The organism is Capillimicrobium parvum, assembly GCF_021172045.1.
Lineage (GTDB): Bacteria > Actinomycetota > Thermoleophilia > Solirubrobacterales > Solirubrobacteraceae > Capillimicrobium > Capillimicrobium parvum.
Window position 1 is genome coordinate 3089449 of sequence record NZ_CP087164.1, and the last position, 20263, is coordinate 3109711.

Consider the following 20263-nt stretch of genomic DNA (forward strand, 5'->3'; position numbering starts at 1 on the left):
GCCATGCTACGCGGGCAGCGTCCGCGCCGCCCGGCGCAGGCCGGCCCACGGATCGCCGCCCTCGTCGAGGCGCGCCGGCAGCGTCCGCAGCGTCCAGCGGTCGGCGCGCAGCTGCGGGTCCTCGAGCTCCTCCCACGCCAGCGGCGTGGCCACCGGGGCTCCCGGGCGCGCTCGCACGGCGTACGGCGCGACCGTCGTCTGCGCGTATGTGTTGCGCGCGACGTCGACGAGGATGCGCCCCTCACGCCGCTCCTTGCGCCAGTGGGTGGTGAGCTCGCCCGGGGCCCGCTGCGCGATCTCCTCGGCGATGGCGCCGGCGGAGGCACGGACCCGGTCGTGGTCCGCGGTGCGCCGCAGCGGCGCCACGACGTGCACGCCCTTGGACCCGGTGACCATCGCGAACGGCTCGAGCCCCAGATCTCGGAGCGTGTCGCCGACCTGCAGCGCGGCGCGGCGCACGCCGGCGAAGTCCACGCCCTCGGGCGGATCGAGGTCGAAGATCATCCGGTCGGGCCGGTCGAGCCGGTCGGCCCGGCTGGTCCAGACATGCAACGTGATCGCGTTCTGGTTCGCGAGCCAGACGAGCGTCGCCGCGTCGTTGGCCATCGCGTGGCAGACGCTCCCTCCCGCCCGCCGCCCCACCGTCACCCGGCGCACCCAGTCCGGCGCACCCTTCGGGATCTCCTGCTGGACGATCCGCGCGCCGCCGATCCCGGCGTTCCACCGCCACAGGTTCAGCGGCCGGTCGCGCGTGTGCGGCACCATCGCGCCGGCCACCGACTCGTAGTACGCGGCGAGATCGGCCTTCGTGATCCCGTCGCCGGGGAACAGCACCTTGTCGGCGTGGCTGAGGCGCACGGCGCTCGGTGAGGGCACGCCCGCATGCCTACCCGAACCGGCCCGCCGAATCTCGGTATCCTGTACTCACCGGCGGATCGCCCACGCGACCACGGGGCTCCTCGGAGCCCCAGCCGTGGCAACGCGCTCCTCGGAGCGGCCTGTCCAGGCGGTCGGGAGTGTCACGCCGCCCAGGCAATGACATTCAAGTCCTGGGACGTTGTAGTTCAGCGGCGATCTTTGTCCGGTGGGTTTCGGGCGGGCCTCAGGGCCCGCCCGAGCCGTTTCCGGGGCCGGTCCGGCGCGTTCAGTCGCGTGCCTGCAGGTCCAGCGCCAGCGAGTTGATGCAGTAACGCTGGCCGCCGCGGTCCGGCGGGCCGTCCGGGAACACGTGGCCCAGGTGCGAGCCGCAGTTGCTGCAGCGGACCTCCGTACGGACCATCCCGTGGCTGTTGTCCTCGATGAGCTCGACGTTCGCCAGGTTCGCCGGCTCGGTGAAGCTCGGCCAGCCGGAGCCGGACTCGAACTTCGTCGCCGAGTCGAACAGCTCAGCGCCGCACGCCGCGCAGTGGTAGCTGCCGTCCGCCTTCGCGTCGACGTACTCCCCGCTCCACGGCCGCTCCGTCGCGCCCTCGCGCAGCACCGCGTACTGCTCCGGCGACAGCTTCGCGCGCAGCTCCTGCTCGTCGATCGTCACGACACCGACACCACCTTCAGTCGTCGCTCGCCGCGCGGCGTCGAGACGACCCCGACGTCGCCGGCCCGTTTGCCGTCCAGCGCGGCGGCCACCGGCGACTCCGCCGACAGCAGCCCCTGGGCGGCATCCGCCTCGTTGGAGGACACCAGCCGGTAGGTCGTGCGCCGGCCGGACTCGTCCTCGACCTCCACGGTCGACCCGAACGCGACCACGTCGCCCCCGGCGACCTCGACCACGTCGGCGTTCTTGATGCGCTCGCGCAGCCGCAGGATCCGCGTCTCGAGATGAGCCTGGGCCTCCTTCGCCGCGTGGTACTCGGCGTTCTCCTTCAGATCGCCCCACTCCCGCGCCGTCTTGATCTGCCGGGCGATCTGCTGGCGCCCGGCGCCTTCGAGCTCGTCGAGCTCGGCCTGCAGCGCCGCCAGTCCGTCCGCCGTGATCGCATTCTCCATGCCGAGGATTGTGGCAGCGTCGATAATGAGGGTCTCACCCCGGGTAGACGAGGGCCACCATCGCCGCAGAAGGACCGCAACACGTCGTGGCCGTCGGCGCCTCCGCAGGCGGCGTCGAGGCGCTCGCGGATCTCGTCCGCGCCCTCCCCGAGGACCTCGCGGTGCCGATCGTCGTGGTCATGCACCTGCCGGCCTCCGGGACGAGCGTCCTGCCGGCCATCCTCGACCGCGCGTCGCCGCTGCCGGCGCTGCCGATCGCCGACGGCGAGGCGCTCGCCCCCGGCCGCATCTACGTCGGCCCGCCCGACCACCACGTCATCGTCGGGCGCGGCGAGCTCTCCCTCACCCACGGCCCGCGCGAGAACGGCTACCGGCCGGCGGTCGACGTCCTCTTTCGCACGGCGGCGCTCAGCTACGGCCCGGCCGCCATCGGCATCGTGCTCTCCGGGACGCTCGACGACGGCGCCGCCGGGCTCGGCGTCATCAAGGCCCACGGCGGCATCGCCATCGTCCAGTCCCCCGACGACGCGACCTATGCGGGGATGCCGCAGGCGGCCATCGACCGCGTCGACGTCGACCACGTCTGCCCCGTGCGTGAGATCGCGGCGCTCCTGCCGCTTCTGGCCGCAGGCGACCCGCTCCCCGCGATCGGCCCGGCGCTGCTGCCCGATCCGTTGCTCGACGTCCCGACCTCGGAGGAGCACGCGAGTGGCTTCATCTGCCCGGACTGCGGCGGGGCGCTGTGGACGGTCGACGAGGGCGGCGTGGCGCGCTACCGCTGCCGGATCGGGCACGCCTTCTCGGAGCACTCCCTGCTCACCGTGCAGGGCGCGGACGTCGAGGCGGCGCTCTGGGCGGCGCTGCGATCGCTCGAGGAGCGCGCCGCGCTGCTGCGCCGGATCGCCGGCCGGGCGGAGGAAGCGGGCAACCGCAAGAGCGCCGCCTCGTTTCGCGCGAAGGCGGCCGACGCCGACCGTCAGGCCGAGGTCATCCGCGCCGGCGTCCTGCCGGCGCCCCTCGACGTCGGCGCCGCAGGCGGGAATGTGACGTCGTGACCGATCCCGATGACGAGCTTCGCCCGCTGCTCGACTTCATCAAGCTCTCGCGCGGGTTCGACTTCAGCGGATACAAGCCGACGAGCCTCACGCGCCGCGTGCGCAAGCGCATGGACGCGATCGGCAGCGACAGCTACGCCGATTACCTCAACCACCTCGAGGTGGAGCCGGACGAGTTCTCCGAGCTCTTCGACACGATCCTCATCAACGTCACGTCGTTCTTTCGCGACGCGCCCGCGTGGCGCTACGTCGACGAGCAGGTCCTGCCGGCGATCATCGGCCACGCGGGCAGCCGCGACATCCGCATCTGGTCGGCCGGATGCGCGTCCGGTGAGGAGGCCTACTCGATCTCGATGCTGCTCGTGCGCCATCTCGGCGAACGGGCCTTCCGCGAGCGCGTGAAGGTCTATGCCACAGACGTGGACGACGACGCGCTGGCCACGGCGCGCGCGGGTCAGTACACCTCCAAGCAGCTCGAGGCCGTCCCGGCGGACCTGCTCGAGCGGTGCTTCGAGCGCCTGCCGGCGGGCGCGGCGTTCCGCAAGGACCTGCGGCGGGCGCTGATCTTCGGGCGCAACGACCTGGTCCAGGACGCACCGATCTCCCGCATCGACCTCCTGCTGTGCCGCAACGTCCTCATGTACTTCAACGCCGAGACGCAAGGCAGCGTCCTGCGGCGCCTGAACTTCGCCCTGGCGAACACCGGCTATCTCTTCCTCGGCAAGTCGGAGATGCTGCTGACGCGCGGCGAGCTGTTCCGACCTGTCGACCTCAAGTGCCGCGTCTTCTCGAAGGTCCCGGTCCCGCGGCTCGGCGAACACCTCATGTTCACGCCCGACGGCGACGAGAACGCCGACCCGGCCCTGGGCGACAGCCAGGCCCTCGGCCTCCGCGACGGGGTGCTCGACCTCGCGCCGGTGGCCCAGCTCGCGGTGGACCTCACGGGGATGCTGGCGATGGCCAACCAGCAGGCGCGCACCTTGTTCGGGCTCGAGGATGCCGACATCGGCCGCCCTCTGCGCGACCTCGAGGTCTCCTACCGGCCCGTGGAGCTGCGCGCGGCGATCGACCGGGCGCTCGCGGAGGCCCGCCCGGTCAGCCTGGGGACGGTCCAGTGGGGCGCGGAGGACGGCCAGCCGCGCGAGCTGGAGGTCCAGGTCTCCGCGGTGGTCAGTGACGGCGGCGAGCTGCTCGGTGCCAGCGCCACCTTCGCCGACGTCACCCCTCACCTGCGGCTGCGCGACGAGCTCGAGCGCTCCAAGCGCGAGCTCGAGGTCGCCTATGAGGAGCTCCAGTCGACCGTCGAGGAGCTCGAGACGACCAACGAGGAGCTCCAGTCGACCAACGAGGAGCTCGAGACGACCAACGAGGAGCTCCAGTCGACCAACGAGGAGCTCGAGACGATGAACGAGGAGCTCCAGTCGACCAACGAGGAGCTCGAGGCGACCAACGACGAGCTGCGCGATCGCTCGCAGGAGCTCAACGAGTCCAACATCTTCCTCGAGGCGATCCTCGGCAGCGTCGGCGTGGCGGTCGTCGTCCTCGACGAGGCGCAGGCGATCCGCGTCTGGAACCGCGCCGCGCAGGCTCTGTGGGGCCTGCGCCCCGATCAGGTGCGCGGCGAGCACTTCCTGTCGCTCGACATCGGGCTGCCCGTCGAGCAGCTGCGGGCGGCGCTGCGGGCGGCGCTGGCCGGCGACCGGACGGAGAGGCCGCTCGCGCTCGAGGCCCGCGACCGCTGCGGTCGCGACCTGACGTGCTACGTGACCTGCGTGCCCCTTTCGGGTCTGGATGGCGAGGTTCGGGGCGCGGTGCTGCTCATGGACGACCGCACACCCGTCCGGGCCGCCTAGTCGGGCCGGTCACTGGTCGGTCAGGCGGGCGTCGCGCAGTCGGCGGGCGTTCTCGCGCGCCTCGCGAGAGCGCTCGGCGATCTCACGGGTGCGGTCGCGCTGCGCTTCGTAGGCGGCGGCGAGCCGCGGGACGTCGGCCGCCAACCGGCGGCGGACCTCCACGATCGCGGTGAGGCGCTCGGTCGGCGCCGGGTTCGTCGCCGACCGGGCGGCCTCGGTCTCGTCCTGCGGGGCCGCCCACGGGCGGGCTGGGAGCGGCTCGATGCCGACCCGGTCGAGCTCGGCCGGCGGCGCGCCGTGGACGACCCACGCCCCGTCGTCGCGGCGCGAGACCAGCCCGCGTTGCGTGAGCTGGGTGATCGCCGTGGTGACCGAGGGCCGCCGCGCTCCGACGAGGCGGGCCAGCGTACGGTGCGTCAGTGGCAGGGGGATGACGAGCGCCTCGCGGGCCACGCGCCCCCAGCGGTCGGCCAGCAGCCACAGCATCATGAGCACGCGCGCGTCGACCCGCGTGAGGTGGCTGATGGACTGGGCCAGCGCCAGGCGGGAGGCGCGGCGCTCGCTGCGCTGCAGGAGGCAGCACGACAGCCGCGGCCAGCGGCGGACGGCGGCCTGCAGGTGCGCATCGAGCACGGCCACGCGTCCCGGGTCGATGACCGTCCAGGCGTCGGCCGTCGGCATCGCGATGGTCGTCGGACCGTTGCCGCCGACGAGGACCACGTCGCCGGGGCCGAGCAATTCGGCGGAGGTCGAGCCGGCGAATCCGACCTCGCGGACGAACACGCCGTCGACGATGAGGATGCCCCACTCCGGCTCGCCGACGGAGCTCGTGTCCCAGGCGCCGAGGGCGGCGCGCACGGCGGGCACCGCGGTGGCGCGCAGCGCCAGGCCGCGCTCAGGCTCCGGGACCGCGTCGAGCAGGTCCGGGTCCGCTTCGAACAGTCGGATCGCGCCGATGGCAGCCATGGGCCTCCTGGACGTTCCAGGGACGTGTCATGAGACAAACGCCCCTGGTTCTCATTCTGACACCACGGGATCCCCGGAAACAGCTCCTCGTCTAGACCTGACCCGGTGACGACTTCGGCCCCGGTCTCGGAACGCTGGCTCCTACTGCGCTACCGGACGACGAACGACCCCGTGGCGCGCGAGCGCCTCGTCGAGGCGATGATGCCACTCGTGCGCCGGCTCGTCTCGGGCTACGGCCATCCGCGTCACCGAGAGGACCTCCTGCAGGCGGCGTGCCTCGGCCTGACGAAGGCGATCGACCGCTGGGACCCCCTCCGCGGGCCCGAGCTGCGTACGTACGCGATCCCGACGATGCACGGCGAGGTGCGCCGCTGGCTGCGCGACCACTCGTGGGCCATCCACGTGCCGCGGCCCTTGCAGGAGCGCGTCCTGACCGTAACCCGCGCGACGAGCGGGCTGCGCGCGCGCGATGGCCGGTCGCCCACGGCGGGCCAGATCGCCGAGCACCTGACGATGCCCCTCGAGGACGTGCTCGGGGCGCTCCAGGCCGGGCGCGCCTACGGGGCCGCGTCGCTGGAGGCGCCGCTGGGCGGCGACCCGGAGGCGGGCACGCTCGGCGACGTGATCGGCGACGAGGACGAGCGCCTCGACCGCGCCGAGCAGGTGGCGTCGCTGAGCAGCCTGCGCGATCTGCTCGACGACCGCGACCGCGAGGTGCTGCGCCTGCGCTTCGTCGAAGACCTCACCCAGAGCGAGATCGCCGACCGGATCGGCTGCTCGCAGATGCAGGTGTCACGCCTGCTGCGACGGTCGATCGACCGGTTGAGCGCCCGGGTGACCGCGACGGGAACAGAAGAGGTGGGCGCGGTGGCTGCCCCCGGGTCCTGATGGTTGGAGCCCCAGTCCGACGGTGACATCCTCCGCACCCATACCGCCGACTACCCAGAACCTGGAGTCTCACCCGAGCTGACCGATTCCTGTCACTGGTCGGACACGAGCGCGAAGCAGTCCCAGTTGCGCGCGCCGGCCCCGCCCGCCCAGAGCTTCGCGGCGAGGCGGTCCTGCTCGGCCTTCGATGCCTGATAGGCGTGCGGGGTCGAGCCGCCCATGAGCTTCCAGGTGGCCGGCATGAACTGGTAGTAGCCCGACGCCCCCGCCCAGTTCGGCGGCAGGTTCTGCCCGCCCGACTCGCACTGGACGATCGGCCACGGGATCGCCCACGGCCCACCGGGACCGACGGACATCGCCGCGCGCGCCCGCTCGGCGAGCAGGCGGTTGAGCTGGCGCTCGGCCTCCTGGCGGCCGGCCCGCGTGTTGCGCAGCGCGGCCTCGCGGGCCGCGCGCGCCGAGGCGAGGCTCTGGCGCCGCGCCTGGAGGATCGCGTTCATGCGCGACAATGCGGCCTCGCGGCGCTGGACGGCGATCACGGCGTCGCGCTGGCGCTTCTCGAGCGACGCGAGCCGGCGGGCCGCGTCCTGCGCCTCCGCACGCGCGTCGCGCACGTTGCCGACGATGCGCTCGTCGTTGCGCTGCAGCCGGCGCAGGAACTCGCCCTGCTCGAGCAGGTCCGACAGGCTGCGGGCGCTCAGCAGCAGTGAGACCAGGTCGGCGTTCGACGCGGTGTACTGCTCGCGCAGGCGACGGGCCAGGAGGGTGCGGCTCAGCGCGAGCTTGCGGCGCAGACGCTGGACGCGCGCCCGCTCCGTGCGCAGGTCGGCCTGGGTGCCGGCCAGCTGCGCCTCGCCGCGGGCGAGGTCGTCGCGCACCTCGCCGAGCCGGCGCTCGAGCACCGCGATGTCCGCGCTGAGGGCCTGCTCGAGCCGGGCGAGGCGCTCGGCGGCGGACGCCAGCGACTGCTCGCGGGCCTTCTGGCCGCTGATCTGCGACTGCAGCTGCTCCGCGGTCGGCTCGCCTCCGGCCACGAGCGGGCTCGCCGCCCACAGGGTGAGCGGCGCGAGGACGGCGGCCGCGAGGGTGGCGGCAAGACGTGGCGGCGGCAGGCGGAACATCCGGCTCGGGAACGGCAGCGATCGACCGTAGCAACGGGGCCCGCACCCGCTGCACGATCTCATGCGCGGGCAGGTCAGGGCACGACGGGCAGGACGAGCGTGGCGAACAGGTGCTCAGCATCCCCGTGGCGTCCTGCACAGGCCCGTGCGATCTCATGCGCGGGCAGGTCAGGGCGCGACGGGCAGGACGAGCGTGGCGAACAGGTGCTCGAGCATCGCCGCGGGGTCCTCGCACAGGCCCGTGTGCACGTGCGACGGCTGGATGATCGTACTTGACGGGGCGACGAGCCAGCCGAAGCGCTCCGACTGGTCGGCGGCCGCGATCGGCCCGGCCTCGGGGTCGCCGGCGGCGATACGCACGATCGCGTCGAGGTGCGGCTGGACGGTCGCGGGGTCGAGGCCGGGCGCGAGGGGGCGCAGCCGGTGCTCGTCGAGCGCGACGCGGGCGCCGAGAAACCGGCGCGGGCGGCTGAAGAGCACGACGCCGGCGTTGAAGCGCTCGCCGCGCTCCACGCGCGGGACGACGCGGACGATCGCGTACGAGAAGGGGCTACGCGCGGCGGACACGCTCGGCCTCCTCGGCGAAGGTGCGCGGGGCGGCGAGGCGCCGCGCGAGGTAGTCGGCGTAGGTCGCGCGCGGCGGACCCGTGAGCCATCCCTCGGGCAAGAGCGCCGCGATGCGCTCGAGCAGGGCGCGATCGGCGACCGGCGCCAGGCGCGCGTCGGCGTCGAGGATCGAGCCGGCGCTCGGCAGCAGCACGTGGTCGGCGATCGCCGGGAAGGGCCGCTCGGCGTCACCGACGGGATCGAGGCCGTCGGGGCCGTGCTGGCGGTAGAGCGCCGCGCCGTGGTCGATGAGCCACAGCCGCCCGTGCCAGAGCAGCAGGTTCGGGTTGCGCGGCGTGCGGTCGACGTTCATCGTCAGCGCGTCGAGCCACACGATCGCGGCGGCGAGCTCGGGGTCGGGCGCCCACCCCGCCGCGGGGGAGTACGGCAGCGCCCCCGGCAGGAAGTCGACGCCGAGGTTCGTCCCGGCGCTCGCGTCGATCAGCTCCTGGATCTCGGGATCGGGCTCGGCGCGGCCGAGGGCCGGATCGATCTCGGCGAGGACGAGCTCGGGCACGGGCAGCCCGAGAGCGCGGGCCAGTTCGCCGACCACGATCTCGGCGACCAGCGCGAGCGGCCCCTGGCCCGCGCCGCGGAACTTGACGACGTAGAGGCCGTCGTCGTCGGCCTCCACGAGCCCGGGCAGCGACCCGCCCTCGCGCAACGGCGTGACGTAGCGCGTGGCGGTGACGCTGCGCAGGGCGGGCGCGGTGGCGGTGAGCACGCGCGGACGGTAACGCCCGCGCGTGCGGTCAGCCGCCGAGGCCGGTCAGGCGCTGCTCGAGCGGGACCCGCGGCATGCGGGCCGCACCCGGGATGAAGCGTCCCCTGGGGGGCTGGCCGGTGAGCCGGCGCGTGGCTGGTCGGTTCAGCAGTTCCCCGCCACACCCGGGGCAGGAAGCCGTGCTGAGCGACAGCGGATCGAGGACGCGCGCATTGAACGCGCGCCCGCAGGAGGAACAGGCGAGCATGTGACGAAACGTACAACCCGGCGCCGTCCTCGACAAGCAATATCAGGGGTCCGGAGTTCGATTGCGGACCCATGCGAGGCATTCGCAGGCGCCGCTAGCCGCCGAGTTCGGCGCGCAGCGCGGCCACCTCCGCGCGCAGATCGGCCACCTCGCGCTCGAGCGCCGCGAGCCGGCCGTCGTCGGCGGGCGGGCTGACGGGCGCGGCCGGAGCGGGCGCGGCGGCAGCGGGTGCGGGCCCGGCCGGAGCGGGTGCGGGCCCGGCCGGAGCGAGCGCGGCCGGAGCGGGCGCGGGCGTGGCCGCAGCGGGCGCGGGCACGACGGCCGCAGCCGGCGGATCCGGGACAGCCTCGCCGGTCGCCCCCAGCCGCTGCACGTAGCGCTCCTCCTTCTGCCCCGGCCGGCGCGGCAGGCGCTCGGCCATCCCGCGTGCGATGAGCCGCTCGAGCGTCTCGTCGATGGCCGTCAGCCCGGCGAACGGATGCAGCCGCGCCGCGCGCTGGTTGAGCTCACCCGGCGTCTGCGGCCCGCGCAGCAGCAGCACGGCCAGCAGCGAGAGCTCGGCGTCGTCGAGCCCGAGCTCCTCCCTGAGCAGGTGACGGTACTTCGCCGCCCGGCTGCCCTGCCCGCTCGTCAGCCGCGTCCACCGCCGTCGGTACAGGCGGTTGAGGGCATCGCGGATCGTCGCCTCGTCGTAGTCGACGACCGGGTCGCGGTTCGTCGACTGATTGCAGGCCAGCCGGAGCGAGTTGAGGCTCAGCGGATACGCGTCGGGGGTCGTGCGCTGCTTCTCGATGAGGCAGCCGAGGATGCGCAGCTCGACGGCGTCGGGTTCCATCAGGCGAGGGCCGGCAGGCCGTCGATGCTCGTCTCGTTCTTGTCGGCCCGGTACGCGTCGAGCGCCCCGGAGCCGCCGCTGCGCAGCTTCTTGTCGGTCCACGCCGCCATGTGGTCGCGCTCGCCCTCGTGGCGCATGAGCGGGACCGTGTAGCCGCACGACCGGGCGATGCGCTGCACGTCGACACGGACGATCGCGCGGACCGCCGCCTCGGGGAGCTCCGTCGTGAAGCGCGCCCGCAGCTCCTCGAAGCGCTCGTCGGACGGCAGGATCGCCTCGCCGCGGCCGTGCAGGCGGACCACCTGCGGCGGCCCGTCGAACGCGCACAGCATCACGACGATCCGGCCGTTCTCGCGTAGGTGCGCGATCGTCTCCGCCCCGCTGCCGGTGACGTCGAGGTAGGCGACCGCCCGCGGGCCGAGGATCTCGAAGGTCGAGATCGGGCCCTTCGGCGACACGTTGACGTGGCCGGTGTCCGCACGCGGGGCCGTGGCCACGAAGAACATCGGCTGACGCCCGATCCAGGCCGTCAGGGGTGCGTCGATCTCGTCGAACGTCCGGGCCATGGGCGGCAGGCTACCGCGGGTGCAGCCGGTGCACCTGGACCCGCGGGCCGGCGGGGTCCGGCGTCGAGCGGACGTCGAACCGCTCGGCCGCGCGCTCGAGGAAGTCCGCCGCCGAGGCGCGGCCCGGATCGGCGATCCAGACCGCTCCCCGTTCACCCACCAGGCGCGGCAGCAGGTCGAGCAGGAGCGGGACGTTGCGCCGCTCGTACAGCAGATCCGAGCCGAGCACGAGATCCCACGGCGCCTGCGCGAGCAGCGGGTCCGCCTCCGCCCATGAGACCACGGCGGTCCGCACGGCCGCGCCGTTGCGGGCCGCGTTGCGCGCCGTGAACGCGATCGCGTCGGCCGACCAGTCCGTGGCGGTCACGCGCCCGCCCGCCAGCGCGGCGGCGATCGCCGGCAGGCCGAGGCCGCAGCCGAGCTCGAGCACCCGCGCGCGGTGCAGCGCCCGTCCGCCGACGGCCCGCGCGAGCGCCAGCGCGCTCGGCCACAGCTCCGCCCAGTACGGCAGGAGCTCCTCCTGCTCGAAGGCCTCCTCGTCGAGCAGCGCCTCGCTGTCGCGCGGGCGGACGATGAGCAGCTCACGCCCGTCGAGTCCGACGACCTCCTCGACCTCGTCGGGGCCGGGATCGGCGCCGCTCACGCCGCGCGGCGCCGGCGCGTGACGTGGCCGACGATCTCGGCGGCGGTGGCCGGGGCCAGCTCGGCGAACGAGGTCCGCCGCCCGTGGTGGTCGCGCACGCGCAGGGTGGCCGTGCGCCGCCGCGGCCAGGACAGCCGGTGGTCGGCCTCGGAGATCGCGTCGAAGCGCAGCGAGCGCACCCGGTCGGAGATCGCATCCTCGCGCAGCCACAGAAGCCGGCGGTCGGTGACGGCCAGGCGCGCCTGCGGGCTGGCCCACGTGGACGCCGGCGCGACGAGGAGGACCTGCTCGCCCTCGTGCAGCGCGCGGCCGAGCTCGGCGCCCAGCGCGCGGCGCAGCCGCGGCTCGACCCACGCCGCGACGGGCGGACGGCCGGCGCGGGGGCGCTCGGCGGCGAGGGGCCGCTTCGCCGCCTGCTCGCCGATGGCCGCGCGCGCCGCGTCGTAGGCGGCGTTGATCTGCGCCATGCGCCACGTCGCCTCGGCCGTCATCTGGCGGTCCGGGTGCCACTCCTTCGCCAGCCGCCGGTACGCGGCGCTCAGCTCGTCCGGGGTGGCGTCCGGGGAGACGCCGAGGAGGGCGAACGGGTCCACGCCCCCATTGTGGCGCGCTCGGCTCAGCCGGTCGGCGCGGGGGCGGCGATCCCGTCGACGAACGTGCTGACCACGAGGCGGCAGGCGTCGCGCTCGCGGACCTCGCCGTCGATGAGGGCCACGGTCACGGCCTGGATGAGCGCGCCGAGCGCGGACGCGCACCAGCGCGGCTGCAGATCCGAGCGGAAGTCGCCGGAGCGCTGCCCGCGCCCGACGATCGCGGTGAGCGGTGCGCCGACCTCCTCGGCGCGCTGGCGCAGCTCGACGTCGTCGCGCGGGATCTGGCGGACCAGCCGGTAGCGGTCGGCGACCTTGAGGATCGCCTGCACCGCCCGCTTGAGCGCTTCGACGGGCGTGCCGTCGTCCGGCCGGCTGCCGATCACCGCGTCGCGCGCGTCCTGCAGGGCCTGGTCGAGGATGGCCCGGACGAGGTGCTCCCGGCTCGCGAAGTGCCGGTAGACGGTCGCGCGGCCGACGCCGGCGGCGGTCGCCACACGCTCCATGCTCGCCTCCGGCTCGGCGGCCAGGAGCACGATGGCCGCGTCGATGATCGCGCGCATGTTGCGCTCGGCGTCCGCCCGGAGGTGACCCGTGGGCGACATCGTGTGCCGACCATACCCGCAGCAGCGGCACCGAGGGAACAATTCGGTTCAGCAGACGAGCCGGGTGGGCGAACGTCCTACCCTCCGCCGACGCCGATGCCCCTACGCACAGATCTCAGAAACGTCGCCATCGTCGCCCACGTCGACCATGGCAAGACCACGCTCGTCGACGCCATGCTCTGGCAGTCGGGCGCCTTCCGTGCCGGCCAGGACGTCGACGAGCGCGTCATGGACTCGATGGACCTCGAGCGCGAGAAGGGCATCACGATCCTCGCGAAGAACACCGCGGTCCACCACGGCGACGTCAAGCTCAACATCGTCGACACGCCCGGCCACGCCGACTTCGGCGGCGAGGTCGAGCGCGGCCTGTTCATGGTCGACGGCGTGCTGCTCCTCGTCGACGCCAGCGAGGGACCGCTGCCGCAGACGCGCTTCGTGCTGCGCAAGGCGCTCGAGGCGCGGCTGCCGGTCGTGCTCGTCGTCAACAAGATCGACCGGCCCGACGCGCGCATCGCCGAGGTCGTCCACGAGGTCGAGGAGCTGTTCCTCGACCTCGACGCCGACGAGCACCAGATCGACTTCCCGGTCGTCTACTGCAACGCCAAGGCCGGCCAGGCCTCGCTGGACCCCGACATCCGTTCCCACCCATCCCCGGATCTGCGCCCGCTGCTCGACCTGCTCGTCCAGACGATCCCGGCGCCCACCTACGAGGAGGGCCACCCGCTGCAGGCGCAGGTGACCAACCTCGACGCCTCGCCGTACGTCGGCCGCCTGGCGATCTGCCGGGTGCACCAGGGGACGCTGCGGCGCGGCGCGACCGTGGCGTGGTGTCGCGCCGACGGCTCGATCACCTCCGGCAAGGTCGCCGAGCTGTACCTGACCGAGGCGCTCGACCGCGTGTCGGCCGAGGAGGCGGGGCCGGGCGAGATCGCCGCGGTCGCCGGCTTCGAGGACATCACGATCGGCGAGACGCTCGCGGACGCTGACGACCCGCGGCCGCTGCCCGTCATCACGGTCGACGAGCCGAGCCTGAGCGTGACCGTCGGCATCAACACGTCGCCGCTGGCGGGCCGCGACGGCAGCAAGCTGACGGCGCGGCTGCTGAAGAACCGGCTCGACGCCGAGCTGGTCGGCAACGTGGCGCTGCGCGTGCACGACGTCCCCGACCGGCCGGACGCCTGGGAGGTCCAGGGCCGCGGCGAGCTGCAGCTGGCGATCCTCGTCGAGCTCCTGCGCCGCGAGGGCTTCGAGCTGACGGTCGGCCAGCCGCAGGTGCTCGTGCGCGAGATCGACGGCAAGCGCCACGAGCCGGTCGAGCGGATGACGATCGACGTGCCCGACGACTACGTCGGCGTCGTGACGCAGCTGCTGGCGCTGCGCAAGGGCCGGATGGAGCAGATGGTCAACCACGGCACCGGCTGGGTCCGCATGGACTACCTGGTGCCGGCGCGCGGCCTGATCGGGTTCCGGACCGAGTTCCTCACCGAGACGCGCGGCACGGGCATCCTGCACCACGTCTTCGACGGCTGGGAGCCCTGGTTCGGCGAGCTGCGCACGCGCCCCACCGGGTCGCTCGTGGCCGACCGCACCGGAGCCGTGACGGGGCACGCGTGCTTTCAGATGCAGGAGCGCGGCTCGCTGTTCGTGGAGCCGGGCGACGAGGTCTACGAGGGCATGGTCGTCGGCGAGAACAGCCGGTCCGACGACCTCGACGTCAACGCGGTGCGCGAGAAGAAGCTCACGAACATCCGGTCGTCGACGGCGGACGAGCTGGTGCGGCTCGTGCCGAAGCGGACGCTGTCGCTCGACCAGGCGCTCGAGTTCCTGCGCGAGGACGAGTGCGTCGAGGTGACGCCCCACAACGTGCGCCTGCGCAAGGTCCTGCTCGATGCCGTCTCGCGCCAGAAGGCGGCGCGGCAGCGCGCGCGGGCGTGAAGGCGCCGGATCCCTCCTCCCCCCGCTTTAGACTGCCGCGCGTGACCCGTCTGCGCCGCCTGCTCCTCCCCGCCGCCCTGCTGCTCACCTGCGTGCCCGCCGCGGCCGCGCACGCCCAGGCGCAAGCGCCGGCCGGCGGCGGCTCCTCGACGACGAACTGCCCGTCGTTCCAGGTCCTCAACAACGACCGGATCGGCAACCTGCAGCTGCCCGCGGGGGCGTACGACATCACGGTCAACACGCCGTCGACGCTGACCTGCGCCGCGGCGTCGGACCTGTTCCGCCAGTTCCTCGAGGACTTCGACGGGCGGCTCGGCGGCGGCTGGCAGATCACGATCTCCACGGCGACCTTCAGCCGGAGCACGCCGCGGCAGTCGTTCTCGGTCGCGCGCACGGGCGCCCAGCCCTCGAACGGCGGCTCGCCGATCCAGCCCGACATCGGCGGCGGCACGTGTCCCGCGACCTTCCAGGTGCTGCACGAGGACCACATCGGCGACCTGGCGGTCCCGGCCGGCAACTACCGCCTGAACCTCCTGTCGGCGGAGCGGATGACCTGCGACCAGGCGGCGAGCTCGCTCGCCTCGTTCCTGCAGGACTACAACGGACGGCTTCCCCGTCCCTGGTTCGTCGACGCCGAGACCGGCACGTTCCTCAACGGGTCGATCAACGTCGGGTTCTGGATCGAGCCGGTGAGCGGGACGCCGTTCAGGACGGTCCTCAAGCTGCCGGGCGACGGCACTCCGTGCGCGGGCACGTTCCAGGTGCTGCACAACGACAAGATCGGCGCGCTCAACGTGCCGAAGGGCCACTACCTCTTCGTGCCGCTCGCCCAGTCGAACCTCAGCTGCAAGCAGGTCGTGACGCTGCTGCGCCGCTTCCTCGCCGCCCCGCAGAACCAGCTGCCGGGCCAGTGGGTGGTGGCCCGGAAGTCGGGCACGTTCACCGACGGCCGCGGCAGCAAGGTCGGCTTCCGGATCAAGCCGGCGCAGACGTGATCCGGCGCCGGCACCGCCGCGGGCGCCGGCGCGCCGGCGGCGTGCCGCAGCGCCCTACGCCGGCAGCAGGCTGACCGTCGGAACCGGGACGGCGCGTCCGCCGCCCATCGCCACGAGCTCGTCGATGAGCGAGAGCATCTCGGCGTGCGCGCCGTCGTCGATGCGGCCCAGCGCGCGGACGGCCAGGACGCCGGGCGCGTCCTTGCCCAGGTGCGCCGCGAGCGCGAGCGGGCGGCGTCTGCGCCCCCGCAGCCGCGACCGGCGCCGGTGGGACTCGGCGAACGCGATGCAGCGTGCGGCGCGGGCGCGCTCGATCCACGGCTCGGCCGTCGTGCCGACCACGCTCGCCGCCACCGCGTAGAGGTCCTGGCGGCGCTGCTGGTCGACCGTGTCGTTGTAGGCGCGCAGCAACCCGCCGATCACGGGGTCGGTACACAACGGCCGGTCGGTGAACGGCTCGCCGGCGAGCATGGAGGTGAGCTCCATGACGCACACCCCCTGGGCCGGGGAGCTGTGCTTTCCGCGGCCGAGTCGGACGGTCTGGTGGGACGGTGCGGGAGCCATGTGGACCTCCTTTTGGCGAGGCTGGCGGCATCCGGTGGCTCAGGGCATTCTCCTACCCCGCAGCCGCGAGGGCTAGTGGAGGTGCCCGCAACTTCCCGATGCCCCCCGGTGGCCCACTAGCGTCCCCGCGCAGACATGGCCGACGACCCGATCCTCGACGCCGCGCACGCCCAGGTGATGGCGGTCGGCGTTAAGCGGACCACCCTCACCGACATCGCCTCCCGCGCCGGCGTGAGCCGCATGACCGTGTACCGGCGCTACCCCGACGTGCGCACCGTCCTGCAGGCCCTGATGACCCGCGAGTTCGCGGCGCTCATCGCCCAGGCCACCTCAGAGGCCGGCGACGCGCCCGACGGCCGCGAGCGCGTCGTGCGCACGTCGGTCCACGGCGCCGAGCTGCTGGCCGCCCATCCCCTGTTCCTGCGCCTGCTCGACGTCGACCCCGAGCTGCTGCTGCCGTACGTGACCGAGCGCGTCGGTGCCTTCCAGAAGCTCGTGATCGACGACCTCGCCGCCCGGCTGGGCGAGGCGATGCGGGAGGGCAGCGTCCGCGAGGGCGACCCGCGCCGCATGGCTTCGGCGATCGAGCTGGCCCTGCGCGGTTACGTCCTGTCGGCGCACTCGGATGCCGCCGAGGCCGAGCGCGTGCACCGCGAGGACCTGCGCCGGATGATCGACGCGTTCCTGGCGCCGTAGCGCCGGCCGGTGGCGGGCCGCTCTGCCACCCGCGGATGATCGACGCGTTCCTGGCGCCGTAGCGCCGGCCGGTGGCGGGCGGCTCCGCCACCTGTTACATTTTGGCGCAGCATGTCACACCGTCTCGAAGCCGGCTCGGCCCTCACCGCCGACCGGCGCACGCGCGAGCTCGCCGGGCTCGCCGAGGGCCGGGTCGTCGACGTCCTCATCGTCGGCGGCGGCATCACGGGGGCCGGCGTGGCCCTGGACGCCGCCTCGCGCGGCCTGAGCGTCGCGCTGGTCGAGCGCGGCGACCTCGCCCAGGGCACCAGCCGCTGGAGCTCGAAGCTCGCGCACGGCGGCCTGCGCTATCTCGCGGGAGGCCATCCGGCCATCGCGTGGGAGTCGGCGCAGGAGCGCGCCGTCCTGCTGCGCGCCGCGCCGCACCTCGTCGCCCCGCTGCCCATGCTGACCCCGCTCACGCCCGGCCTGCCCGGCCCGGTCGCGGCGGGCACCATGTCCGTCCTGCGCGCCGGTGACACCATGCGCCGCCTCGCGGGCACCCCGCGCCGCCGGCTGCCCAACGCCCGGCGCATCGACGCCCCCGAGGCCCTGCGCCTGGTGCCCGAGCTCGCCGCCACCGGCCTGCGCGGCGCTCTCATGAGCTGGGACGGCCAGCTCACCGACGACGCCGCGCTCGTCGTCGCCGTCGCCCGCACCGCGGCCTCCCACAGCGCGCGGATCCTGACCCGCGTCGCCGCGCGCTCGCTCGACGGCGACGGTGCCGTGGTACACGACGAGATGACCGGCGACGAGCTGGGCATCGCGGCCCGCCACGTCGTCAACGCCACCGGCGTCTGGGCCGGCGAGCTCACCGGCGGCGTGCACCTGCGCCCCAGCCGCGGATCGCATCTCATCGTCGACGCTGCCCGCCTCGGCCATCCCCGCGCGGCGTTCGGCGTCCCGCTGGAGGGCTCGCGCTCGCGCTTCGTCTTCGCCCTCCCCCGCCCCGATGCCACCGTGCTCGTCGGGCTCACCGACGTCCCGGTGCTCGACCCGGTCGGCATCGCGGATCCGCAGGTGACCGAGGAGGAGGAGCGCGGGCTGCTGCGCTCGGTGTCGAGCGCGCTGGAGCTCCCGCTCGAGCCGGGCGACGTCATCGGCCGCTTCGCCGGCCTGCGCCCGCTCGTGGAAGGCGACGACGACGCGACCGCGGACCTCTCGCGGCGCCACGTGCTCGTCGAGGACCCCGACACCCGGGTGCTGACCGTCGTCGGCGGCAAGCTCACGACGTATCGCCGCATGGCGCAGGACGCGGTCGACGCGATCGTCGCACGGCCGGGCGTGGACGCCGGGCCGTGCCGGACGACCCGCCTGGCGCTCGTAGGGGCGCTGGCGCCCGACACGTCGCTGCCGGGCGTGCCGACCCGCCTCGTGCGCCGCTACGGCACCGAGGCCGCCGATGTGATCGCCCTCGGCCACGACCGCCCCGAGCTGCTGCAGCCGCTCGCCGAGGGGGTCGAGGTCACGCGCGCGGAGCTGCTGTTCGCCGTCCGCCACGAGCTCGCGCTCACCGTCGACGACCTGCTCGACCGCCGCACCAGGCTCGGGCTCGTCCCCGCTCGGCGGGCCGCCGCGCTCCACGCCGCGCGCGAGATGATGGAGATCGGGCGGGAAGCCGTGTCCGCGTGACGCCCGCGGCCGCCCCCGCCACCGACCCCCTCGCCCCGCGCCTGCGCTGGTTCGGATGGGGCCCACCGACCCCGCCCGGCGCACCCGAGATGGACCTCCCGCCCGAGGCCGACCCGCTCCTGCACGAGCTCGGCGCCGCGGACGTCCACCAGCATCCCGTCGCGCTCGAGGACGTGCGCCTCGCGCCCTCCACGCTCGACACCGCGCCCTTCGCCGCCGTCGTCGGCGAGGACGCCGTGCGCACTGATCGCCTTACCCGCGTCGCGCACGCCGCCGGGCGCAGCTACCTCGACCTCGTGCGCCTGCGCGCCGGCGACGCGAGCGGCGCCCCGGACGCCGTCGTCCATCCCGGCTCGCCGGAGCAGGTGGCCGAGCTGCTGGCCCTCTGCGACCGGCTCGACGTCGCCGTCGTACCGTTCGGCGGCGGCACGAGCGTCGTGGGCGGCGTGAACCCGCAACGCGGCGGCCACCGCGCGGCCGTCACGCTCGACCTCGGCCGCCTCGACCGTCTCGTCTCCGTCGACCGCGTCTCGCTCACGGCGACCGCGCAGGCCGGCATGACCGGCCCCGCGCTGGAGTCCGCGCTCGCCGAGCACGGGCTGACGCTCGGCCACCATCCCCAGTCCTTCGAGTTCAGCACCGTCGGCGGCTGGGCCGCCACCCGCTCGGCCGGCCAGGCCTCCACCGGCTACGGCGCGATCGCCGAGCTGGTCGCCGGCCTGCGCTGCGCCACGCCGGCGGGCGAGATCGTCTGCCGGCCGCTGCCCGCCACCGCCGCCGGGCCCGACCTGCGCCAGCTCGTCATCGGCTCAGAAGGGGCCCTCGGCGTCATCACCGAGGTGACCCTCCGCGTGCGGCCGGCGCCCGCGGTGCGCCGCTACGAGGCGTGGACCTTCCCGTCGTTCGCCGCCGGGGCCGAGGCGCTGCGCACGCTGGCCCAGGCCGCGGCCGCTCCCGACGTCGCCCGCCTCTCCGACGAGGAGGAGGTGCGGATGAACCGGCTCGTCGCCGCGCACGCCGCCGCCGCGCCCGAGGGTCAGGTCGCGGCCATCTTCGGCTGGGAGGGCGATGCCGAGGACGTCGAGCGCCGGGCGGCCCGGTCCGCACGCGTCGCGCGCGCCCACGGCGGCCGGACGGACCCCGGCGACGGCGGCGAGCAGTGGCGCGCCGGCCGCTACGCGGCGCCCTACCTGCGCGACGTCCTGCTCAACCGCGGGGTGCTCGCCGAGACGCTCGAGACCGCCGGCGAATGGTCGCGGCTCGGTGAGCTGCGCACCGCGGTCACCGGCGCCCTGCAGGCGACCCTCGGTGCGCGCGGCACGCCGCCGCTCGTGCTCTGCCACATCTCCCACCTGTACGCCGACGGCGCGTCGCTGTACTTCACCGTCCTGGCCGCCCAGCAGCTCGGGGCCGAGGCCGAGCAGTGGCACGCCGCCAAGGCGGCGGCGACCGAGGCGATGCTCGCGCACGGCGGCACCGTCTCGCACCACCACGCCGTCGGCCGCGACCATGCGCCGTGGCTCGCGGACGAGATCGGGGCGGCGGGGCTCGACGCCCTGCGCGCGGCGAAGGGCCGCCTGGACCCGCACGGGATCATGAACCCCGGCGTGCTCGGCCTGTAGCTTCCCCGCCCGACGCCGACCTGGCTCGGGCTGCTGATCATCGGCGTCGCCGACGTCATCGCCGTCACAGTGATGCTGTTCGCGCGCCGGCGGGC

At 74.3% G+C, this 20263-nt stretch carries 21 protein-coding genes; 8 read left to right on the forward strand and 13 right to left on the reverse strand.

The features are described 5' to 3' along the window. Positions 1-6: 6 nt before the first annotated feature. From ligD to DSM104329_RS15145, 3 genes are all read right to left on the reverse strand, one after another. Positions 7-876, reverse strand: coding sequence for a non-homologous end-joining DNA ligase (gene ligD / locus DSM104329_RS15135; RefSeq protein ID WP_259310679.1), 870 nt, complete (start codon positions 874-876; stop codon positions 7-9). 268 nt (positions 877-1144) lie between these two features. Next, entirely contained in the window at positions 1145-1534 is a 390-nt protein-coding gene (msrB, locus tag DSM104329_RS15140) for a peptide-methionine (R)-S-oxide reductase MsrB (RefSeq protein WP_259310680.1), read from the reverse strand. After that, a complete protein-coding gene (locus tag DSM104329_RS15145) occupies positions 1531-1986 on the reverse strand; it encodes a GreA/GreB family elongation factor (protein WP_259310681.1) in 456 nt (151 codons plus the stop codon). Before DSM104329_RS15145 ends, msrB begins: the two co-directional genes overlap by 4 nt. 86 nt (positions 1987-2072) lie before the next feature. Here DSM104329_RS15145 and DSM104329_RS15150 point away from each other — a divergent pair, with 86 nt between their 5' ends. Together DSM104329_RS15150 and DSM104329_RS15155 are read left to right on the forward strand one after the other, a co-directional pair. Next, positions 2073-3041, forward strand: a complete 969-nt coding sequence (locus DSM104329_RS15150) for a chemotaxis protein CheB (RefSeq protein WP_259310682.1) — start codon at positions 2073-2075, stop codon at positions 3039-3041. Continuing rightward, positions 3038-4894, forward strand: coding sequence for a CheR family methyltransferase (locus DSM104329_RS15155; RefSeq protein WP_259310683.1), 1857 nt, complete (start codon positions 3038-3040; stop codon positions 4892-4894). The genes DSM104329_RS15150 and DSM104329_RS15155 overlap by 4 nt, the downstream gene beginning before the upstream one ends. Before the next feature lie 9 nt (positions 4895-4903). Here the strand turns inward: DSM104329_RS15155 and DSM104329_RS15160 are convergent, their stop codons facing one another. Continuing rightward, the gene (locus tag DSM104329_RS15160; RefSeq protein WP_259310684.1) at positions 4904-5860 is read right to left on the reverse strand and encodes a Crp/Fnr family transcriptional regulator; all 957 of its coding nucleotides are present in this window, start codon (positions 5858-5860) and stop codon (positions 4904-4906) included. A gap of 105 nt (positions 5861-5965) precedes the next feature. Between DSM104329_RS15160 and DSM104329_RS15165 the strand changes: the two genes are divergently transcribed. Next, positions 5966-6748 carry a sigma-70 family RNA polymerase sigma factor gene (locus DSM104329_RS15165; RefSeq protein WP_259310685.1) on the forward strand — a complete coding sequence of 261 codons (783 nt, stop codon included), beginning with the start codon at positions 5966-5968 and terminating at the stop codon, positions 6746-6748. Positions 6749-6840: 92 nt separating this feature from the next. On the opposite strand, the gene DSM104329_RS15170 is transcribed toward DSM104329_RS15165, so the two are convergent. The 8 genes from DSM104329_RS15170 to DSM104329_RS15205 all read right to left on the reverse strand — a co-directional run bounded on the left by DSM104329_RS15170 (position 6841) and on the right by DSM104329_RS15205 (position 12685). After that, positions 6841-7869 carry a transglycosylase family protein gene (locus DSM104329_RS15170; RefSeq protein ID WP_259310686.1) on the reverse strand — a complete coding sequence of 343 codons (1029 nt, stop codon included), beginning with the start codon at positions 7867-7869 and terminating at the stop codon, positions 6841-6843. Positions 7870-8037: 168 nt separating this feature from the next. Next, positions 8038-8436, reverse strand: a complete 399-nt coding sequence (locus DSM104329_RS15175) for a DUF3037 domain-containing protein (RefSeq protein WP_259310687.1) — start codon at positions 8434-8436, stop codon at positions 8038-8040. Beyond that, positions 8420-9175, reverse strand: coding sequence for a HipA family kinase (locus DSM104329_RS15180; protein WP_407655920.1), 756 nt, complete (start codon positions 9173-9175; stop codon positions 8420-8422). Before DSM104329_RS15180 ends, DSM104329_RS15175 begins: the two co-directional genes overlap by 17 nt. Positions 9176-9540: 365 nt before the next feature. After that, the gene (locus tag DSM104329_RS15185; RefSeq protein WP_259310689.1) at positions 9541-10281 is read right to left on the reverse strand and encodes a YceH family protein; all 741 of its coding nucleotides are present in this window, start codon (positions 10279-10281) and stop codon (positions 9541-9543) included. Continuing rightward, on the reverse strand, positions 10281-10847 hold the full coding sequence (locus DSM104329_RS15190) for a pyridoxamine 5'-phosphate oxidase family protein (protein WP_259310690.1): 567 nt from the start codon (positions 10845-10847) through the stop codon (positions 10281-10283). The genes DSM104329_RS15185 and DSM104329_RS15190 overlap by 1 nt, the downstream gene beginning before the upstream one ends. A 10-nt stretch (positions 10848-10857) precedes the next feature. After that, positions 10858-11490, reverse strand: a complete 633-nt coding sequence (locus tag DSM104329_RS15195) for a class I SAM-dependent methyltransferase (RefSeq protein WP_259310691.1) — start codon at positions 11488-11490, stop codon at positions 10858-10860. Next, positions 11487-12083, reverse strand: coding sequence for a J domain-containing protein (locus DSM104329_RS15200; protein ID WP_259310692.1), 597 nt, complete (start codon positions 12081-12083; stop codon positions 11487-11489). Before DSM104329_RS15200 ends, DSM104329_RS15195 begins: the two co-directional genes overlap by 4 nt. Before the next feature lie 23 nt (positions 12084-12106). Continuing rightward, positions 12107-12685 carry a TetR/AcrR family transcriptional regulator gene (locus tag DSM104329_RS15205; protein ID WP_259310693.1) on the reverse strand — a complete coding sequence of 193 codons (579 nt, stop codon included), beginning with the start codon at positions 12683-12685 and terminating at the stop codon, positions 12107-12109. 96 nt (positions 12686-12781) lie between these two features. Between DSM104329_RS15205 and typA the strand changes: the two genes are divergently transcribed. Beyond that, positions 12782-14620, forward strand: a complete 1839-nt coding sequence (gene typA, locus DSM104329_RS15210) for a translational GTPase TypA (protein ID WP_259310694.1) — start codon at positions 12782-12784, stop codon at positions 14618-14620. Positions 14621-14661: 41 nt separating this feature from the next. Further along, a complete protein-coding gene (locus DSM104329_RS15215) occupies positions 14662-15615 on the forward strand; it encodes a hypothetical protein (protein ID WP_259310695.1) in 954 nt (317 codons plus the stop codon). A gap of 54 nt (positions 15616-15669) precedes the next feature. Here the strand turns inward: DSM104329_RS15215 and DSM104329_RS15220 are convergent, their stop codons facing one another. Beyond that, positions 15670-16101 carry a hypothetical protein gene (locus DSM104329_RS15220; RefSeq protein ID WP_259310696.1) on the reverse strand — a complete coding sequence of 144 codons (432 nt, stop codon included), beginning with the start codon at positions 16099-16101 and terminating at the stop codon, positions 15670-15672. Positions 16102-16314: 213 nt separating this feature from the next. On the opposite strand from DSM104329_RS15220, the gene DSM104329_RS15225 reads away from it, so the two are divergent. The 3 genes from DSM104329_RS15225 to DSM104329_RS15235 all read left to right on the forward strand — a co-directional run bounded on the left by DSM104329_RS15225 (position 16315) and on the right by DSM104329_RS15235 (position 20168). Then, the gene (locus DSM104329_RS15225; RefSeq protein WP_259310697.1) at positions 16315-16875 is read left to right on the forward strand and encodes a TetR/AcrR family transcriptional regulator; all 561 of its coding nucleotides are present in this window, start codon (positions 16315-16317) and stop codon (positions 16873-16875) included. 111 nt (positions 16876-16986) lie between these two features. Continuing rightward, positions 16987-18546 (forward strand): glycerol-3-phosphate dehydrogenase/oxidase, encoded by a 1560-nt coding sequence (locus DSM104329_RS15230; protein WP_259310698.1) that lies wholly within the window; start codon positions 16987-16989, stop codon positions 18544-18546. Further along, positions 18543-20168 carry an FAD-binding oxidoreductase gene (locus tag DSM104329_RS15235; RefSeq protein WP_259310699.1) on the forward strand — a complete coding sequence of 542 codons (1626 nt, stop codon included), beginning with the start codon at positions 18543-18545 and terminating at the stop codon, positions 20166-20168. The genes DSM104329_RS15230 and DSM104329_RS15235 overlap by 4 nt, the downstream gene beginning before the upstream one ends. Positions 20169-20263: the final 95 nt, after the last annotated feature.